This is a genomic window from Erysipelatoclostridium sp. MSK.7.34, from assembly GCF_019041935.1.
In the GTDB taxonomy this organism is placed as follows: domain Bacteria; phylum Bacillota_I; class Bacilli_A; order Erysipelotrichales; family Coprobacillaceae; genus Thomasclavelia; species Thomasclavelia ramosa.
The window spans coordinates 79166-100030 of record NZ_JAHPYJ010000005.1 but is presented as its reverse complement, the minus strand read 5'-3'; the positions used below and the strand labels follow the sequence as shown (position 1 = coordinate 100030).

Sequence of the window (20865 nt, the reverse complement as noted above, 5' to 3'; positions counted from 1 at the left end):
TATTTATCCTAATTTTACAAGTTTTATTATATTGACAAATAGAACTTCATAACGTATTATTTTAGGTAACAATCTATTAAACAAAGACAGTGAAGTGAAGTAGTAAATATGACTTAGATATCAGAGATATTGTGGTTGGTGCGAACAATACGTTAAGAAATATTGAATTCATCATGGAGTCGGATACTGATAAGTAGGTAATCATCGGTGGCTAGCCGTTATCGTAGTAAAGTTTTACACTTATGAAGATTATTAATGTGAGTTAATAATAAACTTGGGGTGGTACCGCGACTTTGTCGTCCTCTATCGAGGGCGACTTTTTGTTTAATAATTGAAAATATGGAGGGAATAAATATGAAAAAATTATTAAAGGCATCTTTAACTGTAATGATGGCACTAACTCTAAGTGCCTGTGGGGGAAGTAAGGATGTTAATATTGGCATTGTTCAATACGCAGAACATCCCGCATTAGATAATGCTAAAAAAGGATTTTTGAAAGCATTAGAAGACAATGGCTATGGTGAGGACAATGTTGCATTTGATGACCAAAATGCTCAAGGTGATGGATCAAATTGTACAACCATTGCTGATAAATTTGTTAACGATAACGTTGACTTGATTTTCGCAATTGCTACACCAACTGCTCAAGCAGCAGCAAACAAAACAACAGAAATTCCAATTGTTTTATCAGCTGTAACAGATCCTGCTAGTGCTAAATTAGTAAAAACCAATGAAAAACCTGGCGGAAATGTAACTGGTACAAGTGATTTAACACCGGTTGCTGATCAATTTGATTTATTACAACAATTACTTCCTGATGCCAAAACAATCGGGATCATGTATTGTAATGCCGAAGATAACTCAATTTTCCAAGCTGACATTGCTAAAGAAGAATGTGCTAAACGTAATTTAACTGTAGTTGATAAATCTGTTACTGATTCTAATCAAATACAACAAGTTACTGAGTCATTAATTGGAAAAGTAGATGCTATTTACATTCCAACTGACAATCTCTTAGCCGAAGGTATGGCAACCGTTGCTCAAGTTGCTAATGAAAACAATTTACCATGTATTGTTGGTGAAAGTGGGATGGTTGAAAATGGGGGATTAGCCACTTATGGTATCGATTATTATAATCTAGGATATCGTGCTGGTCTTCAGGCTGTAAAAATTTTAAAGGGCGAAGCTAAACCTGCTGATATGGCAATTGAATATTTACCTGCTGAAGAATGTGAATTAACAATAAATGAGAAAGTTGCTAAAAAATTAAACATTACAATTCCTGATGATCTTAAATCTAAAGCAAAGATGGTGAATAAGTAATGAGTTTTATCTTAGCTATTCAAGGTGCAGCATCACAAGGAATCCTTTGGGGAATTATGGCTTTAGGGGTCTACATCACTTTTAGATTATTAGATTTTGCCGATTTAACAGTTGATGGTAGTTTTGCCACTGGCGGTGCTGTTTGTGCTGTTGCTATTGTCAATGGAATAAACCCTATTCTTGCTGTTTTATTAGCTATAATTGCTGGATTTGTTGCCGGAGCTATTACTGGTCTATTACACACTAAATGTCAAATACCTGCGATTTTAGCAGGTATCTTGACCCAAATCGGCCTTTATTCAATTAATTTACGAATCATGGGAAAAAGTAATACACCTTTACTTCAAAGTGATACTATCTTCAAAGGTTTATCAAATACTTTCAATCTATCACAAGCATGGATTACTTTAATCATCGGAATAATTTGTGCGATAATCGTTATTTTAATATGTTACTGGTTCTTTGGAACCGAAATTGGTAGTGCTATCCGTGCTACAGGAAATAATGAACATATGGTTCGAGCACTTGGTGCTAATACAAATACAACTAAATTATTAGGTTTAATGATTTCTAATGGTTTAATAGCAATGTCTGGTGCATTAGTAACCCAATCTCAAGGTTATGCCGACATTAAGATGGGAATTGGAGCAATTGTTATTGGTTTAGCTTCAATCGTTATTGGAGAAGTAATACTAGGAAGAAAGCCTGGTTTCATGTTTACTTTAACTGCTATTATTGTTGGTTCAATTTTGTATCGTATTATTGTTGCAGTTGTTTTACAATTGGGTCTAAGTACTGATGATTTAAAACTGTTGACAGCTTTATTAGTAGGTATAGCATTAACTGTACCTGTTATGGTAAGTAAAAGAAAACAAATTGCTACATACAAAAAATTAACAAAGGAGAAAGAGAATGCTTAAATTAGAACATGTAAGTAAAACTTTTAACCTTGGTACTGTTAATGAAAAAAAGGCTCTTCAAGATTTGAACCTTACTGTTAATGATGGAGATTTTATTACAATCATCGGTGGAAACGGGGCTGGTAAAAGTACGACTTTAAATATGATTGCTGGGGTTTATCCAATTGACTGTGGATATATTACTATTGACAATCAAGACATCTCGCTCGCCGATGAATATAAACGTGCCAAATTTATTGGACGTGTTTTCCAAGATCCTATGATGGGAACAGCAGCTAATATGGAAATTCAAGAAAATCTGGCTATGGCTTTTCGTCGTGGTAAACGTCGTGGTTTAAGCTGGGGAATCAGCAAAGAAGAAAAAAAACAATATCATGAAGCACTAAAACGTTTAGACTTAGGTTTAGAAACAAGGATGTCAAGTAAAGTTGGTTTGTTATCAGGAGGACAACGTCAAGCTTTAACATTACTGATGGCAACACTTCAAAAACCCAAAATTCTTTTACTTGATGAGCATACTGCAGCATTAGATCCTCGAACCGCTAAAAAAGTTCTTGATTTAACAGAGGAAATCGTCACTGAACAAAAGCTAACTGCTTTAATGGTAACACATAATATGAAAGATGCTATTAATATCGGTAATCGCTTAATTATGATGGACAAGGGCCGTATTATTTATGATGTCAACGGTGAAGAAAAAGCCAAATTAACAGTTGATGATTTACTTAAAAAATTCGAAGAAGCAAGCGGTAGTGAATTTGACAACGATCGCATGCTATTAGGATAGAGCTGATTCCAGCTCTATTTTTTTATTACTAATAAGTGGCCCTTTTCTGGCACACAATAAAAAACATCTTCTATTTTATCTACACCTTGTTTTTTCAACTCTTTTTTTAACCAATTTATATCCCGGTTGAGCAATTTTAAATTATCTTCATCAATTATCCCATCACAGATTAAAGCATCCGGTAATTCTACTACACACTGATCTTTAGGAATAATTGAAAGTGAACCATTTGTTTCTAATAAAGCAAATTCAACTTTAGAAATACTATCAATATCATTAACTCGTAAATGATGTGATAAATCATCAACAGTATATCGTTGCTTTTTCATTATTTCTTGATCCAATTTTCCTTTAAAAATAATGTATGTAGGTCGTCCTTCAAAAATATCGCGAAGTTTTTTTGATTTCATTGTTATCATTGAAACAAGTCGATCTACAACAATCAATGTAACAGTTGCAACCACACCATGATAAAAAGTAAAATCGCTGTTTCCTATCGTATCTGTCATGATCTCGGCAATAATTAAAAATACTACAAAATCAAATACATTTAATTGACTAAATTCTTTTTTACCAAAAATTCTTAACAAGATACTTAAATAAATATAAATGCAAACACTAATTAAAAATACATCGAAGATATTCATATTTCACCAATCCTTAAATATAATATTAGTAAGATAACAAGGAGGAAATATGAAATCATATTTAAAAATATACCTAAAATTCGCTTTATTTATCCTTATCACCTTTACTATTACTAGTCTTATCATGGCCGGAATTATAAGTTTTATTCATTTATCAAATTTTATCTACCATAGTATTATTAATATAATTGCTGGAATCATTATGATTGTATGGGCATTTTGGCTAATCAAAATATTTCAAAATAAAGCAATTATTCACGCTTTACTATGTGGATTGATCTTTGGAATTATCGCATTAATGGTAAATATTGAAGACATTAATCTGATTAATATCCTTTCAAGACCAATCATTTTAATTATCACTACCTTAATTTTACAATTATATACAAAAAAATTAGACGCTTAATATCTTGGCATAATCAATCCGTAATGATAATGTTATTATACAGGTGGCAATCTCTTTAATTACCTCATACACCAATCATCTAGTTAATCAACTTTATATACAAATCCATAGAATATTTCATCTTTCCAAAGATAATTTCCCTTAAAGAATGATTTAAACAGTTCTTACAAAATACTGATTAAATCATTTTTTTCTATTTCTACTTATTAAAATTGTCTATAAAAAAGAACCTTACTTATTTTTCAGTCTAAATAGTAGGTTCATTTTATAAGTTCTAGTTTTTAAACTCAATGTTAACAATTTTTACATCATAAGGATCTGCAACCCCAACTGTTACAATTTCATTTACTCCATGACCTAAAACAGCTTTTGCTAATGGAGATTCATTTGAAATCTTTCCATTTAAAGGGTCTGTTTCAGTATATCCAACGATTTGGTAACTTTCAGGTTCAGCATCTTTTTCTGATAAATCTAAGATTGTTACAGTAGTACCGGGTTTTACTACTTTTAGATCCATTTGTTCTTCAGAAATAACTTCAGCATTTTGAAGCATATAGTCAATTTCTTTAATTCTTGATTCTAAATGTGCTTGTTTTTCTCTAGCAGCATCGTAGTCAGCATTTTCAGATAAGTCACCTTGAGAACGTGCTAATTGTAATTCTTCAATAACTTTAGGTCTTTCGACATTAATCAAGTTATCTCTTTCTTGTTCTAATTTTTCTACCCCACTTTGGGTTAACAATACTTTTTCGTGTTCCATAATATCACCTCGTAGTCTCTAATATAGCATAATTCTATATAAATATCTAGTCCTAATATCTTCACTAATCAACTATTGAAGATATTTTTGTTAACAATAAATCAATTGCTACAGTGTTGCTGCTTCCTTCGGGAATTATAATATGAGCATATTTTTTCGATGGTTCAACAAATTGTTCGTGCATTGGTCTTACTGTTGTTAAATATTGTGTACATACCGAATCTAGACTCCGCCCTCGTTCTTCAAGATCGCGTCTCAACCGACGAATAAAGCGAATATCTGCATCTGTATCAACATATACTAGAATATCACAGCGTTCTCTAATTCGTACTTCATTTAACACAAATAACCCTTCAAGAATAAAAACATCACGACAATCAACTATTTCTACTATTTTGCTACGATTATGCTGTTCAAAATCATAAGTCGGTTTTTGAATACTTTTCCCTTCTTTTAATAAATCAAGATGTTCAATCAATAAATCCATATCAAAAGCTAAGGGGTGATCATAGTTAGTTAAGACTCTTTTATCCATTGATAAATGTGTTTGATCTTTATAATAGTCATCTAATTTAATAATTCTAATTGTATGGCGTCCTTTAAAACAGTCATAAAGCTCTTGTGCAATAGAGGTTTTTCCCGAAGCACTACCTCCCGCAATACCAATAATAACTGGCTTTTTCATCAAATCACTTTCCTTCCCATATCATCCTTTTGTAATTCAACACTGACCGGTATTTGTAGAATCTCCATTGGATGATTAGCTACTTCAACTTCTTCATTATCAGCATTTATAATTTTTGTTACTGGCACAACAACATTTTCGTGATATGGGCTAAAAAACTCAATTTGATCACCAATTTTAAAATAGTTACGTTGTTCTATTGTAGCTATTTGATTAACTTGATCATAGCTGATTACTCGGGCACAAAATTCTTGTGTAGGATGTTCATCACGTTGATTATATAACTGCTTATCGTTACCCGCCTGATCATCAAAGAAACCAGTGCATAAGGAACGATTAGCCGCTTTTTGTATTTCACGATAATATTTCTCAGTCAATTCAAAATTATCAGGATCATTACAATAATCATCAATTAATTTTCGATAGGTCGAAACAATTGTTGCAATATAATGCAATGACTTCATTCGACCCTCAATTTTAAAAGAATCGACTCCTAGTTCAATCAATTCAGGAATATGATTAATTAATGCCATATCCTTACTTGACATGCTAAAAGGAATTACACCATCTTGATTAATTTTTTGATTACCTTGATATAGATCATAGTACCAGCGACATGATTGTGAACATCCACCCCGATTAGCATCACGACGTGAAAAATAATTAGACAACATGCAACGACCTGAATAATGAATACACATGGCACCATGAATAAAATATTCAATATCTACATCAGTTTTATCTAAAATAGTTTTCAAATCATCGTAACAAACTTCCCGACCAAGCACTACTCGATCCATTTTTAAATTTCGATAAAATTTAATTGCTTTTGTATTTAAAGTTGATAATTGTGTTGAAACATGAACTTCTAATTTTAAATTCAACTTTTTAGCAATTGACATAATATATGGATCAGCCACAATAATCGCTCTAACACCTGCTTGATCAAGAGCCCGCAGATATTCTTCAATCCCATCAAGATTATCTTGATGTAGAATAATATTGCATGTCACATGAACCGCAGCGCCATACTGATCAGCAAAGGTTACTGCCTCTTTAATATCATCAAGTGTAAAATTTGAGGCTCCAGAACGTAATGAAAATTCTTTTCCACCCACAAAAACTGCATCAGCACCATATTGAATGGCAACCTTTAGCTTTTCTAAGTTACCAGCTGGTGCCAATAACTCAGGTTTTTTTATTATTACCCTTTTTCCGTTAATTACTTTACTTACATTTCTCATTTTCTTCCCGCTTTCTTACATCATCAATCTTATAAACAGTTGCATCAAACATAAAGCTATGATGATATTCGATATTTGGATCCAGTTGATAAAGTTGCGATATTAATTCCTTAGCGACTTTTCCGTAAGTTCTATTTCCAACGCTGATTAAAGCATCTTGATATAAATTAACGATTTCTACTAACTTTAATTCATCGACGTATAAAGATTCTATGTAGAGGTAATCAAAATCTTGAAAACTACTCATTATGTCTAAGCCACACATTTGCTGTTTACTCAAAATATGACATCCATATTGATCCTCATAAATATGACAACTATAATTTACACCATTTGCCTGAATCGTCAGATCATCTGATATTCCAATTGGAATATCCTGATTGATTTCCTTAAAATAATTAGTCAATAGCTTTCTTTTTGAATATGCCATATATTCAACACCATGAACTTGAATCATTGTTTTAACATTAACATTTTTAGCAATTATTTTTTTTTCTTCAAGCGGTATCTCCCGTGCCAAAAAAGCACCATTAATACCTTGAGTTCCCAAGTAATTTAAAGTTGCTTGATTAGTATTTAATGTATCTGGATGATAAATCATCTCAAAATCAAAATTATGCTCATTACAAATCTGTAAAACACCAAAATCTTGAAATAAAATTCCATCAACTCCAATGTGACTCAATCTAATTAAATGCTTTTCTAAGAAATCGATATATTTTTCTTCAACTAGTGCATTTACTAAAACCCATACTTTTTTATTACCTAGGACCTTTTTTAAATTGGCGATTTCATCATACTCAAGCGATAATGCTTGACGACATGAAAAATACTTTGCCCCAACGACAAAATATTCAACACCAATATCCACATAATCATAAATAAATTTTTTGCTATTTAAAGATAATACTAACTTCATTGTGCCACCCTTTTTCTTATCACACAAATACCATCACCAACATGATGATATTCAACATCATAAAGTTCGTTATCAAAGATCCAATCTTTAAAACGCTTTATTTTTTTTACCAGTTGTTTTGTATTTCGATTCTTTATATTATCAATATCAAAAATCATACCATGAAAATCTAAATTATCAACAATACAAATACCTTCGTCTGCCACTAAAGGCATATATTTTTCAAAAAACTTTTGATATTGTGCTTTAGCTGCATCAATAAACAAACAATCATATTTTTTAATTTTCAAATGCTCTAAATCAAATGATAAAGCATCACCATGATGAATAATGATTTGACTTTTTAAATTATTTTCTTCAATATTTTTTACAGCTTCTAAATATCGTTCCTCATTTAATTCAATTGTTTCAACCTTAAAATTATTAATATTACTTACCAACATCATTGCTGAATATCCAATCGCACTACCAATCTCTAAACAACAATGACAATTATGATGTTTAAAAATTTCAATCATAAATTCAAGCCCTTCACGCTGCATTACAGGTATATTTCGGGCTAAAGCATCAGCTTCTATTTTTTCATAATATCTCATTTTAATACCATTTATTTTCCTTTACTACTTGTTGATGTTCTTCATATGTTTTTGAATAGATGACTGACCCGTCTTTCAAAGCAAAGAAGAACAAATTATCAGTCTTTTGATAATTCAGACATGCCTCAATAATGTTTGTTGAAACTGTACTGATTGGACCGACTGGTAACCCTTCATACTTATATGTATTATATTTAGAATCGACTGATAAGTGATTATACGTTACTGCTACCGTTTTAATTTGATTTGCATAATTTACAGTTACATCACTTTGCAGACGCATTGGTTTTTCCAAACGATTCATAAAGACACCGGCTATCTTAGCCTGATCTTCTTTTTGGCCAGATGACTCACATTGTACAACTGATGCTAATGATAAAAATTGATGCATCGATACTTTATTACCACTAATCATAAAATTACTGATTTTGTCTTTATAAGTACTTAAATTACGATCCATTTGATCCAGCATCATCTTTGTAACATCTTCAATCGATGTCTTCTTTGAAGTAATTACATATGTTTCTGGACCAAAATACCCTTCTAACGGGAACATAATATCAGCACCCAAAATACTTTCATCCAAAAACCAGTATTTTTCCACTAAAGTTTGCAAATATTCTTTATTTGTCCATTTCTCTAATACCTCGGTACTATCGATTTCTAATCCCTTTGCTACTTGTTGAGCACATTCAGGTATACGGTATCCATCTAATATCGTAATTTTAGCAGCAGATATATAATCCTTATCTCCTTCCAAAATTGTAAGAATCTTCTTTAAATCCATATTTTTATTTAAAACATAAACATTCGCTTTAAAACTATAACTATTAAACTTTGTATAGATACTAGCAACTGTTTTGCTTTTTAATAGACCTGCCTTATCAAGCTGATTTAAGACCGAAGATGTTGATCCAGATATTTCAACTACTACCTCTTCACTTTTAGAAGAAACAGCACCTTGGCCATTGAAATAAAAAAACACTAAAGCTAGTACAACAATCGTTATTCCAGCAATTGCTCCAATAATAATTTTCTGAGTTTTTTTCATATTCTCCTCCGTCTTAACCATTATATGATATTTTTAGCGCTTATTCAACTTATCTACCGATAATAAAACATGCTTCGTCAGTATATTATGCCAAAAAAAGAGATGAATAATCATCTCTAATAAATAGTCTCAAATTTTGTAATGCAAACCGGCTCACTGACTAGATATGAGTATTTGGTTTCAAAAAGCATTCCGCCTCTTTCATCGCGGTATTCATAACTTTCAACTACTCCACCCTTTTGGCAAACTGCAACAATCCAACGATCTTTAAAGATTGCAATATCACGAGCATTTGGTGAAGTATCAACAAAATCTTTATAAGTCAATAAACCTGTTTCTTGATCTACTAAAAATAATGCTAAACTATCATGACCACGATTAGTAACAAAAATACGCTCCTCTTTTTCGCTAAAAAGCATTTGTCCAGCTAAGCTAGGCTCATCATATTCATCTTTTGGATATGTATCGATGGTTTGAATTAATTCAAATTTCAAATCATTATATTTGTAAACACAAATTGTATTAGATAATTCATTTAAAACATACGCTATTGTTCCAGCCTGGTTGAACATAATCTTTTTAGGTCCAGATCCTGGTTCTAAATCAAATGAATGTTCTTCATCCAAAATAATCTCCTTTGCTTCCATTTTAAAGAGCAGTACTTTATCTAATCCTAAGTCAACAACAATTAAACGTTTTCCATCCGGAGTAAAATCGACAAAATGAGGGTGTGGTTGATTTTGACGTTTTGGATCGATACTATGTCCTTCCAATTTATAATTAAAAATAGGTGCAACTAGTTTTTTCTTATCAATTTTTGCCACCATGATCTCACCGTTATAATAATCAACAGCATATAATTTATCTGCTGTTTCATGATCACCATTAGCACAAGCATGCATATATGTTTTACCTTTATCACTAATTCGCGATACTAATGCTAAAATATCAGCAGTTGCTGCATATGAACAAATTCCACCATCACCACTTGTACCTGTTCTATTTTTATATGTAACACACACAAAGCGCCCATAATTAAAGCTATAGACAGGGTCTGAGGGTGTTTTAAAATGCTTTTTATAAAGTATTTCTCCATTTTCAATATCTACTTGAAATGTATAAATACCACGTGTCTGATCATTTCCATATGAATTGACAAAAAATGATTCAGTAACTCTTTTTTTTCCAAATAATCCCATTAAAGCCATTTCTATACCACCTTTTCTAGTTTAAGAGAAAAAAGCTAAATAATTTAGCTTTTATTAGTTATCGCAGTTACAGTCTCCATGATTACCGCAACATTCATGTTCTTCATCATTATCATGACAGCATCCATTTCCATGGTTTCCACAACATTCATGACCTTCTTCACTTTCAGCCATAAAACTTTGGAAAACTTCTTCAACCATTTCCCATTCTTCCGGTGTTTCTATAGGGAATAATTGTCCAGCATCATCATAGATTGATGCAAATACACTAGGTTCTTCAACTGTTGTATCATAATACAACACATATTGTTTTCCTAATTCCTCATTATTAAAAGTAAATAATACTTCAAATTCTTTTTCATTACCTTGATCATCGATCACTTGGATTTTATTTGCTTCCATTTAAATTCCTTTCTATTGGGCATCTAAGTAGCCTTGTAAAATCGCTACTGCAGCCATTTTGTCAATTACCTGCTTCCGTTTCTTTCGAGAAACATCAGCAAAGATAAGTTGATCTTGAGCTACTTTAGTTGTAAGTCGCTCATCAATTAAAACAACATTGAGACCCGGTACTTCTTTTTCTAACATTTCTTTAAACATGATTGATATTTGTGCACGCTCACCCAAATCACCATTCATATGTTTAGGTAGCCCAAGTACAACCGTTTTGATCTGATGTTCATTAATTAAAGCAACAACGTGCTTTGCGGCTCTATCATAATCATCATCTCGAAAACGGTAAGTCTCAATTCCATGAGCTAACATGCCTAAAGTATCACTGATTGCAATACCACAGGTTCTTGAACCTAAGTCCAACCCTAATATCCGTTCCATCCTACTTCTCCAAATATGATTTGACTAATTCTTCAATAATTTCATCACGTTCAATTTGCTGGATTATATTTCGAGCATTTTTATGACTTGAAATATAAGCAGGATCATTAGAGATTAAATAACCTGCAATTTGATGTACTGCATTATAGCCTCTTTCATTTAATGCATCAATTACTGTTTTAAGATTTTGACGAATCATCTCACGACGCATATCTTCAGAACTGAATACTTTTGTCTTTGTTAAGTCTTGCATATTATTCGACCTCCTTTAAGGCTTTGCCTATAAAATTATTTTACACCAATTACTTAGAAATTAAAAGAAATTTTTAAGTTCTCCCTTGATGTTGGAAATCTTATCATTAATTGGGCAGCCACCTTGAGCAAAATCCGGCTTTCCACCACCGCGACCATCAACAACTGCATTGATTTTTTTAATAATATCACCAGCTTTATATCCAGTTGCAACATAATTTTTAGTCACCCCGACAAAGTATGAACATTTGTCCTCAAATTGTGTTACTAAAATTACAATTCCTTCTTCAATTTTATCTCTAAAATCAAAGGCAAGTTGTTTCGCTTTAGCAGCATCAATCATTTCTTCTACAAACAACACTTTAACTCCATTGATTTCTTGAATATCATTGGCTTTACTTGCTGCATTTAGCGCATTTAATTGTCCGCTTAATATTTCAATCTCTTTTTTAGTGTTGGAAAGTTCTTCAGTTAATGCAGTAACTTTTGCAACTACTTCTTTACGATTTTTAAGTTTTAAAATATTACTAATAATATCAACCGTTTCTTTTTCTTGAACTAACGCTTGATAAGCAGTCTTTCCAGTAACCGCCTCAATTCGACGCACTCCACTACCAACACTCTCTTCAGCCTCAATTTTAAATAATCCAATATTTGCACTGTTTGAAACATGACATCCACCACATAATTCCATTGAATAATCACCGATTGAAACAACCCGAACCTTATCGCCATACTTCTCATCAAACAACGCCATAGCACCACTATTAATGGCTTCATCTTTAGTCATGTGTGCAATATCCACAGTAACTCCATCAAAAATGACATTATTAACCTGATTCTCAATTAATTTAAGTTGTTCATTTGTTATTTTTTCAAAATGAGTAAAATCAAATCTTAAACGATGATCATCAACATAAGAACCAGCTTGATTAATATGTTTTCCAATAATTTCTTTTAAAGCTGCTTGAAGAATATGAGTAGCACTATGGTTAGCAATAATCTTATTTCGCTTAGCTTTATCAACATCTAAAGTTAAAATATCACCAACTCGAATCGTTCCTGTCTTCAATTTAACGAAATGTAAATGCTGTTGATTTGGTGCTTTTAGCACATTAATTACTTCACCCTGACAATTTTCATTATAAACATACCCAGTATCTGCACATTGACCACCCATCTCAGCATAAAAAGTTGTCGTATCAAAAATGACTTCTCCATAATCATCAATTCGATCTGTTTTAACACCATCTTTAAATAATCCAATAACTACACTATTGATATTTGTTGGATCATATTCAAAATTCGATGGTAAATCAAAGGCCATTAAATCAGGTTTCTGACTTGCCATACTTTCACTATCAGTACGTGCTCCACGCGATCTTTCTTGTTGTACTTTAAGCTCTGCTCTAAAAGCCTCTTCATCAACTTTTAAATCTGATTCTTCAGCAATTTCCAAAGTCAATTCAAAAGGAAAACCATAAGTATCGTATAATTTAAAGGCATCCTTTCCACTAATCACACCATCAGTATTTTTTGCAATAATACTACTTAATAATTTTTCACCATTTGTTAACGTCTTATGAAAAGCTTCTTCCTCTTTTTTTACTAAGTCACTAATATAACTTACTTTTTCTGGTAGATAATCATAGAATTCTTTCATAATTTCGCTTACAACATCAACTAAATCATACATAAACGCTTTTTCGATTCCAATTTGCTTACCATAACGAACAGCTCTTCTTAAAATTCTCCTCAAAACATATCCACGACCTGCATTATCAAATAATGCTCCATCAGCAAGTGCAAATGTTACAGTCCGGATATGATCAGCAATAACTCGATAAGCCATCTTATTTTCTTGATATGAAACATTGGCTAATTTTTCTACTTCATGGATAATTGGTAAGAAAAAATCAGTATCAAAATTTGTTTCTCCGCCTTGGATAATACTAGTAATTCTTTCTAATCCCATCCCAGTATCGATATTTTTTTGTGGCAACTCTTTATAATCTTCACGAGCTACTCCTTCTTGTGAGTTATATTGTGAAAATACTAAATTCCAAATTTCAATATATCGATCATTTTCTAATTCTTCATAAAACAACTTTGTTCCTAAACCATCAGGATCATATTTTTCCCCACGATCATAAAAAATCTCTGAATCGGGTCCACATGGTCCCTCGCCAATTTCCCAAAAGTTACCTGGTGTTTTTAACATATGATCAACAGCAACACCTTTGACATTAACCCAATAGTCATAAGCTTCCTCATCATGATCATGAACTGTAATATATAATTTATCTTTTTCAAAAGCAAACCATTTTTCATCAGTTAATAATTCCCACGCAAAATCAATTGCATCTTTTTTAAAATAATCACCAATTGAGAAGTTCCCTAACATTTCAAAAAATGTATGATGACGAGCTGTTTTTCCAACGTTTTCAATATCATTAGTACGAATTGACTTTTGAGCATTTGTAATTCGTGGATTATCTGGAGTTATTGTTCCATCAAAATATTTTTTAATTGCTGCTACTCCAGCATTGATCCATAGTAAAGTTGGATCGTCATTAGGAATTAATGAGTGGCTAGGTTCAACTTTATGACCTTTGCTTTCAAAAAAATCCAAAAACATTTTTCTAACTTGATTTCCTGTTAATTGTTTCATCTTGTTCTCCTTTACAATATAAAAAGTCGCCCTATTGCTAGGAACGACTTTAATCGCGGTACCATCCTAGTTCATGAAAACTCATGCCCTTACTTGACTGGTAACGTAGCCTACACGGTAATCTTTAATTACTCTCCAAAGTAGCTTTCCTATAAAATGATAAGTATTTTCACCAGCCATACTTTCTCTGAAAGATCTATTTTATAGTACTTTTCTTTTTCAACGATTTACCAAATTATAAACTATCCAATTATATTTTTCAAGACTATTAATTTATATCTTTACATCTTTGCTTTGAGTTCATACATCATATCTTCAACACACTCACATTCACTCAACAAAATCATTAGTGATGCAACTGTTAATCCAATTAGTATTTTGCTTCTTGTCATCATATATCTCACCTCAGTATAGTTTACCTTTATTCAAGAAAATCATACACATTTAAGGTTTCAATTGTTTTAAAACGACTTTTTAAGCTTGTTTTTCGACGACTGTCTTGATAATTTGCTAAACCATGCATAAAAGCTTTAGAGCTTCCTAAAATAAAGAGAGACTGCTTTGCTCTTGTAATCGCTGTATATAATAGATTACGCCGTAGCATAATATAATAATCAGACAAGACCGCCATAATAACGATTTTAAATTCATTTCCCTGCGATTTATGAATCGACATACAATAAGCATGAGTAATTGTGTTAAAAGTATTACTTGTATATTCAACAAAATTACCATCAAAATCAACAATCAGTGTATCTTGCAAATATTCAAAATTATCTTTTCGACATATTTCAACAAGCGTTCCAATATCACCATTAAAAACATCATCATCAGGTCGATTTTTTAACTGCAAAATTTTGTCACCTACACGATATTCCTTGCGGCCAATTTGATATGAATCATTAAATTCATCAATCGGATTAAAAACATCTTGTAAAGCATCATTCAAAGCATCGATTCCAGCCACTCCCTGATACATTGGTACTAGTACTTGAATATCATTTGTGTCATAACCTTCGTCAATTGCTTTTTTTACTATTATCTTAACATTTTTTACGACATCATAGTTTATGCAAGGAAAAAAGTTTATATCCCGATATTGCTCAAAAAGATCCATATTTTCAATTTCATTATGAATAATATGATGAGCCAATTGAATAATTCCTGAATCCTTAGCTTGTCTGAAGATTTCATCTAGCTCAATCGTTTTCACTCCAGCTTCCATCAAATCCTGTAATATATTTCCAGGTGCAACCGAAGGCAATTGATGGTAATCACCGATAAATAATACTTTATTGATTCCTCGACCCGCCTCAAAAAGTTTACTCAACAATAAACAATCGACCATTGAAAACTCATCAATGATCAAAACATCTAAATCTAATGGATTGCTTTTATTCATAGCAAATGTGTTACTATGAAGATCCCATTTTAATAGGCGATGAATCGTACAAGCATAAATTCCAGTTAATTCTGTCAATCGTTTTGCAGCCCGACCAGTTGGCGCAACTAAACCAATTCGATCATCTGGGTACAATACCGAATACACTTTTAAAAGTGCTTGAACAATTGTCGTTTTCCCAGTTCCAGGTCCGCCTGTCAAAATCATGCAAGAAGACTTTAAAAAATAATTTAGGGCTTCTTTCTGCTTGGCAGCATAACATATACCTTGAGTCTTTTCATAATTTGTCAACAATCGTTCTACTTCTTTTTCATCAAAAAGTTCATCGGGTTTATTTATCCGTATTTTTAAATATTCAGCTATATTTTTTTCAGCCTCATCCATTTCAAAATAATAATACTTATCACCACGTTGAATAATCAATCCTTCATCAATCAATTCATCAAGATATTCATTAAACGATACTTCTTCAATATTATATATTATTTTAGAAAACATTATTTTGATTTCATCAAGGTAACAGTATGTACTCCCAGTATTAAACCCATATTGCTTAATACTGTAAATAATCCCAGCTTTAATTCGATTAGGATTATCAAGTGTCCCACCTGTTTTTAAAGCTAACTCATCAGCTGTTTTAAATCCAATCCCATCAATATCCTCTACTAGTTGGTACGGATTGTTTTGAAGTATTTCTAATGTTTTTTCTTGATAATATGCTTGAATCAAGCCCAAGTTTTTCAGACTGATACCATGTCCCATAAAAAACTGCATTACTTCTTGATCATAATCACCATTAGTCAATGCTTCATAAATTATTTCCCGCCGTTTTTCAGTCATTCCTCTAACCAAATCTAAATTATGTTTATCTTCTTTAATCTTTTCAAGACACTCTTCACCAAGTGTATTTACTATTTGTGTTGCCAAAGCTTTACCAATCCCCTTAAATAGCGGACTAGATAAATATTTAATAATTTCTTCACTTTCTTTTGCATAAATGATACGATATTCTGATAATTTAAACTGTTTACCATATTTAGGATGAATTTCGTAATCACCAATAAAAGCATATTTTTCATAATCATTAAAATTATTCATATAACCATTCATTGTGATCAACTTATCTTCCTGCTCAACTTCAATTAAAGCAACGATATAATTAGAAGATTCGCTATAAAAACGAATCTTCTTAATATAACCTGTATATTCAATCATTATAAATACTTGATTGGCTGCCCATCTTTATAGACAGTTTCAATCGTTCCACCACCAAGACAAATATCACCATCGTAAAAGACTGCAGCTTGGCCTGGAGTCACCGCTTTTATTGGTTTATCAAAAGTTAAGTAAACAGTATCTTCATCAATAAATTCAAGTTGAATTGGATTATCTGGCTGACGATATCTAAACTTAGCGTTACATGCAATTTTATCTATTGGTTTAGTTGAAGCAATCCAGTTCACATCAGTAATCAGAGCCCCGGTTGAATATAACCAATCTTTTTGATCTCCTTGACAAATATATAACACATTTTTATCATAGTCTTTCCCAACGACAAACCATGCATCACCTGGACCACCAATCCCTAATCCTTTACGCTGACCAATAGTATAGTACATGATTCCTGAATGATCACCAATCACGTTCCCAGTTTCTATATCAACCATTTTTCCAGCTTGAGCTGGAATATAATTTTGTAAAAACTCTTTAAAATCACGTTCTCCGATAAAACAAATTCCGGTACTGTCTTTTTTATCTGCTACTGGTAAGTTCAATTCTCTAGCGATTCGACGAACTTCTGTTTTATCTATTTCACCTAAAGGAAATAATGAGTTTTGTAGCTGTTGTTGATTTAATTGACATAGAAAGTATGTTTGATCCTTATTATTATCAAGGCCTTTTAACATCACCGAATCTGCTCCTTGATAATGTTTAACTTGGGCATAGTGACCTGTAGCAATATAATCTGCATTTAAAGTTTTAGCAAAATCTAAAAAAGCTTTAAATTTAATATGCTTATTACATAATATATCGGGGTTAGGTGTTCTACCTTTTCGATATTCATCTAAAAAGTATGTAAATACATGATCCCAATACTCTTTGATAAAATCCACCCTTTTAATAGGAATCCCAAGACATTCAGCTACAGCCTTGGCATCATTATAATCTTCTTCTTGTGGACAGATATCATTATCATTAGTAGGATTACCTAAAATATCATTATTTAACTGGCTATCCCAATTACGCATAAACACACCAATAACATCATATCCTTGTTCTTTTAACAAATAAGCAGCAACTGCTGAATCGACACCACCACTTAATCCTAATACTACTCTTTTTGACATTCTCGTCACCTCACCGTACTATAATACCATTATTCGATTTAAAAAACTACTACTTTAAATCAAAAAAAAAGGATGAAATATCCTTTCTTAACCTAATCTTGACATTGGTAACATTGCTGCTCCGATTGCTCCACAATCTTCTAATTTTGTTCCTAATAACGGAATATATCCGCGCATTCCTACATGAATTTTTGAGTTAAATTGTTCTACTAAGCGATCATAGAAATATTCACGAGATTTCATTACACCACCACCAATTACAAAACAGTGCGGATCAACAGTGTGAGCAATATTAGCAAACATTGTTGCTAATTCTGAAATACATTCATCAACTATACTTTGTGCTTTTAAATCACCTTCGCTAGCCAATCTAAAAACATCTCCAGCATGATTTACTCTATCTTCTCCTAAAAGTTCTTTACCTTTACGAGTAATTGCAGTACCACTAGTTTCTCCCTCAGCAGCCCCTGGATTTAAACCTCCGAATTTATAACCATTGTTTTTAACAATAATATTCCCAATTTCTCCAGCATGTCCTCGACCACCAGAAACTAATTTACCATCAACAATAAAGGCTCCCCCAATTCCTGTTGAAATAGTCACATAATAACATGTCGGATAATCTTTTCCAGCACCTAATAAAGCTTCTGCTAATCCAGCAACATTTGCATCGTTATCAATAAAAGTTGGTAAATTAAAACGATCTGCTAATTTATCACAAATTGGATAATTTTCGAATCCAGGTAAATTTGTTGCCATGATCATTGTACCTTTTACTGTGTCAACAGGTCCAGGTACCCCAATACCAATTCCACTTACACCTTGTAAACCACCACAAATTGATGTATCTAAACTTTCAATTTGACGAATGATTTTAGCACATACATAGTCAGGACCATTTTCTCTTTCAGTATTATCTTTTACTTCACTATAAGTTTTACCATTTTCATCCACCAGCAAAGTACGAACATTAGTCCCACCTAAATCAATTCCAATATAGTATTTCATATCTTTCCTCCTATAATCTATGTAAATAATTATACAATAAACAACTCTTTATTTAAAGGTGTCTATAACAAACTTTTCTCTATTTTTTCAAACAAAGCCGGCACAGGGCAAATTATCTCTTTATCTTGAAGATAATTTAGTACACCAAAGGTTTTTACAAATTTTATTTTATAAGCATGCAGCAATTGATTATTTAAACCAAAAGTCTTCTTAATATATTTATTCAGTTCAAAATCTCCATATTTACGATCACCAATAATTGGGTGTTCAATACTTGATAAATGTACTCTGATCTGGTGCATCCGTCCAGTTATTAATGTAACCTCAACAAGACTATAATCACAATTATATTTTAACGGCCTAACAATCGTTTCCATCGTTAAAGCCCCAGGATAGTCTTTCTTTACTAATTTAACTTGAGCCTGATTCTCTAACTTGACCATATATCCGTGTAAATTTCGCTGATGACTCAATTGTCCGCGACAGATCGTTAAATATTTTTTTTCAATGCAATGACGTTGCTTTATCATTTCATTGAGATTTTGCAAAGCTGCCAAAGTTTTACCAAAAATTACAATTCCACTAGTATTCCTGTCTAAACGATGAACTGGTCCTGGCATAAAAGTATTTTCTCGACTTAGATCTAGTTCATTTTTTGAAGCAAGATAACTTAAAACCTGATTTGTTAAAGTATTAATGCTTTCATTTGCATCCTCATGAACTAAAAGCCCTGCTGGTTTAAAAACAATCAATACATGTTTATCTTCATAAAGAACACTAAACGTTTTATTAACCTCATAGATACTTTTGGTTTCTGTAAATTCTTTGAATTTATCATCATATAAAAACATTTCGACCTCATCATCTAATGATAAAATATATTTTTCATCCACTTTTTTCCCATTTACTTTGATATCTTTTTTTCGAAACATTTTATATATAAAATTATTTGGAGCATTAACTAGTAACTTTTTTAAATATTTATCAATTCTTTGATTAGCATCATTTTCTGTTATTTTTAATTTTTTCATTATATCACCTTGAAACATTATAACAAAATTTGCTAAAAACGCCTAATACTTTTATTGTAACCCTTTACATTTTATGAAACTGATGCTATAATTGACTTTGTTAAGTGAAGTATTTCGCTTTACATACCCCCTATTATCACCCTTACGTGAAATAATAGAAAAAAGTATGCACCCCCGCATACTTTTTTTGTTATACTTTTAATGAGGTGAAACTAATGGAAAAGAAAATATCATCAGAAATAATCTATGATGGAAAAATTATCACTGTTTATAAAGACAAAGTAGAATGTGAAAATGGGAATCTCGCAACTCGAGAAGTAGTTCGACACCACGGCGGAGTTGGCGTTCTTGCTATTGTTGATGACAAAATTTTATTAGTAAAGCAATATCGGTATCCTAATGCTGTAGATACTTTAGAAATTCCTGCGGGTAAATTAGAATTAAATGAAGATACTGCTATATGCGCTTTACGAGAATTAGAAGAAGAAACTGGCTATAGTGCTAAAAAGATAAGTTTAATTTCTAAGTTTTTACCAACTCCTGGTTATAGTGATGAATGGCTTTATGTATACGAAGCTCATGATGTTTACAAAGTCGAAAATCCTTTAGAGTGTGATGAAGATGAAGTAATTGAATTAATTAAAATGGATATTGATACCGCTTATCACAAAGTAGTTAATGGCGAAATCTTTGATTCTAAAACAATGATTGCAATTTTGCATGCTTATATTAATAAAAACAAATCATAATGATTTGTTTTTATAAAAAAAGTT

21 protein-coding genes and 2 other annotated features are annotated in these 20865 nt (G+C 31.9%); of the genes, 5 read left to right on the top strand and 16 right to left on the bottom strand.

What is annotated here, in order from left to right:
* Positions 1-80: 80 nt before the first annotated feature.
* Positions 81-307, top strand: a binding site (T-box leader).
* Positions 308-354: 47 nt separating this feature from the next.
* Genes KTF99_RS05490 through KTF99_RS05480 form a run of 3 tightly spaced genes read left to right on the top strand, consistent with a single transcriptional unit; the run spans position 355 to position 3030 of the window.
* Positions 355-1323 (top strand): ABC transporter substrate-binding protein, encoded by a 969-nt coding sequence (locus KTF99_RS05490; protein WP_008791798.1) that lies wholly within the window; start codon positions 355-357, stop codon positions 1321-1323.
* On the top strand, positions 1323-2243 hold the full coding sequence (locus KTF99_RS05485; RefSeq protein WP_003538120.1) for an ABC transporter permease: 921 nt from the start codon (positions 1323-1325) through the stop codon (positions 2241-2243). Before KTF99_RS05490 ends, KTF99_RS05485 begins: the two co-directional genes overlap by 1 nt.
* Positions 2236-3030 carry an ABC transporter ATP-binding protein gene (locus KTF99_RS05480; protein ID WP_008791799.1) on the top strand — a complete coding sequence of 265 codons (795 nt, stop codon included), beginning with the start codon at positions 2236-2238 and terminating at the stop codon, positions 3028-3030. Before KTF99_RS05485 ends, KTF99_RS05480 begins: the two co-directional genes overlap by 8 nt.
* A gap of 14 nt (positions 3031-3044) precedes the next feature.
* Here KTF99_RS05480 and KTF99_RS05475 read toward each other — a convergent pair whose 3' ends face one another.
* The gene (locus KTF99_RS05475; RefSeq protein ID WP_003538116.1) at positions 3045-3677 is read right to left on the bottom strand and encodes a YetF domain-containing protein; all 633 of its coding nucleotides are present in this window, start codon (positions 3675-3677) and stop codon (positions 3045-3047) included.
* 49 nt (positions 3678-3726) lie between these two features.
* Between KTF99_RS05475 and KTF99_RS05470 the strand changes: the two genes are divergently transcribed.
* A complete protein-coding gene (locus KTF99_RS05470; protein WP_008791801.1) occupies positions 3727-4083 on the top strand; it encodes a hypothetical protein in 357 nt (118 codons plus the stop codon).
* Between the two features lie 274 nt (positions 4084-4357).
* Here KTF99_RS05470 and greA read toward each other — a convergent pair whose 3' ends face one another.
* The 15 genes from greA to KTF99_RS05395 all read right to left on the bottom strand — a co-directional run bounded on the left by greA (position 4358) and on the right by KTF99_RS05395 (position 20092).
* Positions 4358-4843 (bottom strand): transcription elongation factor GreA, encoded by a 486-nt coding sequence (gene greA, locus KTF99_RS05465; RefSeq protein WP_003538114.1) that lies wholly within the window; start codon positions 4841-4843, stop codon positions 4358-4360.
* 64 nt (positions 4844-4907) lie between these two features.
* A complete protein-coding gene (udk, locus tag KTF99_RS05460) occupies positions 4908-5528 on the bottom strand; it encodes a uridine kinase (protein ID WP_003538113.1) in 621 nt (206 codons plus the stop codon).
* Positions 5528-6772, bottom strand: a complete 1245-nt coding sequence (locus tag KTF99_RS05455; protein WP_029479942.1) for a peptidase U32 family protein — start codon at positions 6770-6772, stop codon at positions 5528-5530. Before KTF99_RS05455 ends, udk begins: the two co-directional genes overlap by 1 nt.
* Entirely contained in the window at positions 6756-7691 is a 936-nt protein-coding gene (locus KTF99_RS05450) for a U32 family peptidase (protein WP_008791802.1), read from the bottom strand. The genes KTF99_RS05455 and KTF99_RS05450 overlap by 17 nt, the downstream gene beginning before the upstream one ends.
* Positions 7688-8287: an O-methyltransferase gene (locus KTF99_RS05445; RefSeq protein WP_003538109.1), complete on the bottom strand. Its 600-nt coding sequence runs from the start codon at positions 8285-8287 to the stop codon at positions 7688-7690. Before KTF99_RS05445 ends, KTF99_RS05450 begins: the two co-directional genes overlap by 4 nt.
* Before the next feature lies 1 nt (position 8288).
* The gene (mltG, locus tag KTF99_RS05440) at positions 8289-9338 is read right to left on the bottom strand and encodes an endolytic transglycosylase MltG (protein ID WP_022007698.1); all 1050 of its coding nucleotides are present in this window, start codon (positions 9336-9338) and stop codon (positions 8289-8291) included.
* A gap of 116 nt (positions 9339-9454) precedes the next feature.
* Positions 9455-10546, bottom strand: a complete 1092-nt coding sequence (locus tag KTF99_RS05435; RefSeq protein ID WP_003538107.1) for a beta-propeller fold lactonase family protein — start codon at positions 10544-10546, stop codon at positions 9455-9457.
* Positions 10547-10600: 54 nt separating this feature from the next.
* Positions 10601-10948 (bottom strand): DUF1292 domain-containing protein, encoded by a 348-nt coding sequence (locus tag KTF99_RS05430; protein ID WP_003538106.1) that lies wholly within the window; start codon positions 10946-10948, stop codon positions 10601-10603.
* Between the two features lie 12 nt (positions 10949-10960).
* Entirely contained in the window at positions 10961-11380 is a 420-nt protein-coding gene (gene ruvX, locus KTF99_RS05425; protein ID WP_003538105.1) for a Holliday junction resolvase RuvX, read from the bottom strand.
* 1 nt (position 11381) lies between these two features.
* On the bottom strand, positions 11382-11633 hold the full coding sequence (locus KTF99_RS05420) for an IreB family regulatory phosphoprotein (RefSeq protein ID WP_003538104.1): 252 nt from the start codon (positions 11631-11633) through the stop codon (positions 11382-11384).
* Between the two features lie 60 nt (positions 11634-11693).
* Positions 11694-14303 carry an alanine--tRNA ligase gene (gene alaS / locus KTF99_RS05415; protein WP_029479936.1) on the bottom strand — a complete coding sequence of 870 codons (2610 nt, stop codon included), beginning with the start codon at positions 14301-14303 and terminating at the stop codon, positions 11694-11696.
* Positions 14304-14339: 36 nt separating this feature from the next.
* Positions 14340-14535, bottom strand: a binding site (T-box leader).
* Positions 14536-14724: 189 nt separating this feature from the next.
* Positions 14725-16920 carry an SF1B family DNA helicase RecD2 gene (gene recD2 / locus KTF99_RS05410; protein WP_009009062.1) on the bottom strand — a complete coding sequence of 732 codons (2196 nt, stop codon included), beginning with the start codon at positions 16918-16920 and terminating at the stop codon, positions 14725-14727.
* Positions 16920-18053 (bottom strand): tRNA 2-thiouridine(34) synthase MnmA, encoded by a 1134-nt coding sequence (gene mnmA / locus KTF99_RS05405; RefSeq protein WP_003538101.1) that lies wholly within the window; start codon positions 18051-18053, stop codon positions 16920-16922. The genes recD2 and mnmA overlap by 1 nt, the downstream gene beginning before the upstream one ends.
* An 87-nt stretch (positions 18054-18140) precedes the next feature.
* Complete coding sequence (locus tag KTF99_RS05400; RefSeq protein ID WP_003538100.1) at positions 18141-19061, bottom strand: ROK family protein; 921 nt, start codon at positions 19059-19061, stop codon at positions 18141-18143.
* 62 nt (positions 19062-19123) lie between these two features.
* The gene (locus KTF99_RS05395; RefSeq protein ID WP_009300594.1) at positions 19124-20092 is read right to left on the bottom strand and encodes an RluA family pseudouridine synthase; all 969 of its coding nucleotides are present in this window, start codon (positions 20090-20092) and stop codon (positions 19124-19126) included.
* Between the two features lie 215 nt (positions 20093-20307).
* Between KTF99_RS05395 and KTF99_RS05390 the strand changes: the two genes are divergently transcribed.
* The gene (locus tag KTF99_RS05390; RefSeq protein ID WP_003538097.1) at positions 20308-20841 is read left to right on the top strand and encodes an NUDIX hydrolase; all 534 of its coding nucleotides are present in this window, start codon (positions 20308-20310) and stop codon (positions 20839-20841) included.
* Positions 20842-20865 lie beyond the last annotated feature (24 nt).